2 protein-coding genes and 1 riboswitch are annotated in these 3,438 nt (G+C 41.1%); both genes read right to left on the bottom strand.

Annotation, left to right across the window (positions count from 1 at the left end; genetic code table 11):
• Nucleotides 1–155: 155 nt before the first annotated feature.
• Entirely contained in the window at nt 156–605 is a 450-nt protein-coding gene (locus tag HNQ84_RS14215) for an acyl-CoA thioesterase (protein WP_435622463.1), read from the bottom strand.
• Complete coding sequence (gene metE, locus HNQ84_RS14220) at nt 596–2,872, bottom strand: 5-methyltetrahydropteroyltriglutamate--homocysteine S-methyltransferase (protein WP_435622464.1); 2,277 nt, start codon at nt 2,870–2,872, stop codon at nt 596–598. The genes HNQ84_RS14215 and metE overlap by 10 nt, the downstream gene beginning before the upstream one ends.
• A gap of 141 nt (nt 2,873–3,013) precedes the next feature.
• A riboswitch (cobalamin riboswitch) is annotated at nt 3,014–3,204 on the bottom strand.
• Nucleotides 3,205–3,438 lie beyond the last annotated feature (234 nt).

The raw sequence follows: 3,438 nt of genomic DNA on the forward strand, positions 1-3,438 counted from the left end.
CGGTACCCGACTTTATTTTTTACGAAATGTAAAATCGAACGTAAGAATGTGGGCTTTATCGTTTCACAGTACCCAACTTTTTTGTAATTTAACAAAAACACACGTCATCGATTACGATGTATGTAATCGGACGTGTGGTTTTTTTGTGTCAATATCTATGCCTTGTTGATTCGTTTGTTTTGCTGATACAGTTGTACAATTTGCTCCTCCTGTTCGCTAATGATGACTTTTGGAACAGGGGTCGGTTTTTTGTTTTGATCGATGGCGACCATTGTTAAAAAGCATGTGGTTGTTAAGTGATGCTCGCCTGTAAATAAATCTTCCGTTTCGACTTTGACGAATACTTTCATGGATGTGCGTCCCGTCGAGTAGACGAATGCTTCAAGCTTTAAAATGTCACCTACTTTCGCAGAAGAAATAAAGTCAACTTTGTCAATCGAAACGGTAACGACTGCTTTTCGTGCATGGCGCATAGCGGATATTGCCGCAATTTCATCAATGTAAGCTAAAACCGTACCGCCAAAAATCGTGCCAAGATGGTTCGTATCAGAAGGCAAAACGAGCCGCGTTTGAATCGTTTTTGACTGTTCGACGCTTACTCCCATGACTTCATCCCTCCGTAAGCCAAAAGTCGTTCGCGGTATTCGTGTGCGGCTTCCACCATCGCTTTCAGTGCGGCAATTGCTTCTTTTTCTTTTCGCGTTTTTAATCCGCAATCAGGATTGACCCAAAATTGTTCTGGACGAAGAACGCGAAGTGCCCGTTCGATTTGTTCGCTTATTTCTTCTTTTGTCGGAATGCGCGGACTATGAATGTCATACACCCCTAAGCCAATTTCTTTTTTATATTCATATGTCTCAAACGCAGAAATAAGCTCGCCATGGCTTCGTGACGATTCAATGGAAATGACATCCGCATCAAGCTCATCAATAATATGCATCATATGTTCAAACTGCGAATAGCACATATGTGTATGAATTTGCGTTTCCTCTTTCACCGATGAGGTAGCGAGACGGAATGCCATGATGGCATCTTTCCAATATGATGCATGTTTCTCTTTTTTAAGCGGCAACCCTTCCCGTAACGCTGGCTCATCGACTTGAATGATGCGTATCCCTTCCTTTTCTAACTGCAATACTTCCTCACGAATCGCAAGGGCAAGCTGTATGAGTACATGTTTGCGTGAAATATCATCGCGAACGAATGACCAGTTCAATATCGTCACAGGTCCCGTCAGCATTCCTTTCACAGGTTTGTTCGTTAACGATTGAGCATACACCGTTTCTTCTACAGTCATTGGATGTAGATGCGCAATATCGCCAAAAATAATTGGCGGGCGCACACAACGCGAGCCGTACGATTGTACCCAACCGTTTGTCGTGCATGCCATCCCTTGTAGCTTTTCACCGAAAAACTCCACCATGTCTGTACGCTCAAATTCGCCATGGACAAGCACGTCGAGCCGCAACTGTTCTTGAATGTCGATCCATTTTGCGATTTCTTTTTTTATAAACGATTTATATTGATTGTCGTTCCATTCACCTTTTTTCCACTTCATCCGAGCTTGGCGCACGTCGCTCGTTTGTGGGAAGCTACCGATCGTCGTTGTCGGCAAAAGCGGAAGCTGTAAACGGGCTTGTTGTGCTTTTTGTCGTTCGCTGTAAGGTGTTCGGCTTACCGGAATGGTTGTAATGTCATTTATTTGTTCTTGTTGTTGGCGGAACTTAGTTAAATCACTGTTTGTTTGTTGATCGTATTTGATTAGCTCGTCGATCGTTACGTTTCCGTTCATATACTCTGTCAACATACGTATTTCATCTAATTTTTCATCGGCAAATGATAAAGCCCCAGCAAGCTCCGTTGGCAATGTATGTTCATGTTTTGTCGTGACAGGAACATGCAGTAAGCTACAAGACGGTTGAATAATGAGTTGTTCAGCAACGTTTGCTAGATGGTGAAGGAGCGTCGCTTTTTGTGCAAGCGAGCTTTTCCATATATTTCGACCGTCTACAACCCCAGCAACTAATATTTTATCTTTCGGAAATCCATAGGTGTTTATGTTTTTCATGTTTTCGCCATTACCATGTACAAAGTCAAGCCCAATGCCTGCGACAGGTAAGGCAATGATTTCACGATAATGCGATACGCTATCAAAATATGTTTGTAAAATAAGGTTTATATTTGGTACATCGCGATGAAAAACTTCATATACATCACGAAATGCATCGACTATGTCATCATCTATATCTTGAACGAGAATCGGCTCATCGATTTGGACGAATGACACGCCTGCTTCGCCTAGTTGTTTTAACAATTCCACATAAACAGGAACTAATTGTGCGAGATGTTTTCGCCACTCGTTTCGCTCGTATTGCTTAGAAAGCAAAAGAAACGTAATCGGTCCAAGTAATACAGGTTTTGTTTCTAAATCGAATGTTTCTTTTACAAGGTTGTATTCTTTCAATAGGCGATTCTCTACTAATCTTGGCTTTGTTTGTCCAATTTCAGGCACGATGTAATGGTAATTTGTATTAAACCATTTCGTCATTTCAAGCGCATGTTGCCCATTTGTCCCACGTGCCATCGCAAAATATTGCTCAAGCGTATCGTCTATTTGTTGAAATCGTTCTGGAATATACCCAAACATAAATGCTGTATCTAACACGTGATCGTATAAAGAAAAATCTCCGATTGGAATGAGATCGATTCCTTTCTCTAGTTGTTTACGAATCGAATCGAGTCGAATCGCTTCCATTGTTTTTGCGAATTGCTCTTTGTCTATTTGCCCATTCCAAAAAGATTCTAATGCTTTTTTCCATTCTCTTTTTTCACCAATGCGCGGATACCCTACATTTGAACTACGGATGAACAAGTTAAGCACCTCCAGTTATTTATATCCCAATCAAGCAAAAAAACCCTCTTCCAAACAGAAGGAGGGCATAGCTAGCTCGTATTGAGATACACGAAGTGCCTCAAGATCATATGTCCTCACTCCTCCCTATGACGCGTAGGTCGTAAGTGCATACAACAGGCAGGTCTCCTGACTTAGCTTCATCGCTGCTTATCTCCTTCCCATTTCGCATGAAACAGTGGATGATGATAAACAGCTCTGCATCACAGTGGCGCGACCGTGTTGGATTTTCACCAAACTTCCCTTTTAAGATTCACAACATGTTGTGAACCACCTGTTGCGTGAACTTATTATGTTATTGTATAAAATTCAGAATAAACGAACTTTTTGTTTTTTTCAACTGAAATGTTTTTTTCGTGTGGACGTCTTGAGAAACGCTATGATAAATGGGTATATTTTTCTTTTAAGTTAATATTGATATTTTATTGATAATTTTGGGTCTTCACCATTTTCTGTGATTTCCACTCAATCCCAGAAACATGTTAGCTGGATGAAATGGGTTCATCAGTCAAGATCCTTCTTCCGCA

Source organism: Anoxybacillus eryuanensis (genome assembly GCF_051200995.1).
In the GTDB taxonomy this organism is placed as follows: Bacteria; Bacillota; Bacilli; order Bacillales; family Anoxybacillaceae; genus Anoxybacillus; species Anoxybacillus tengchongensis.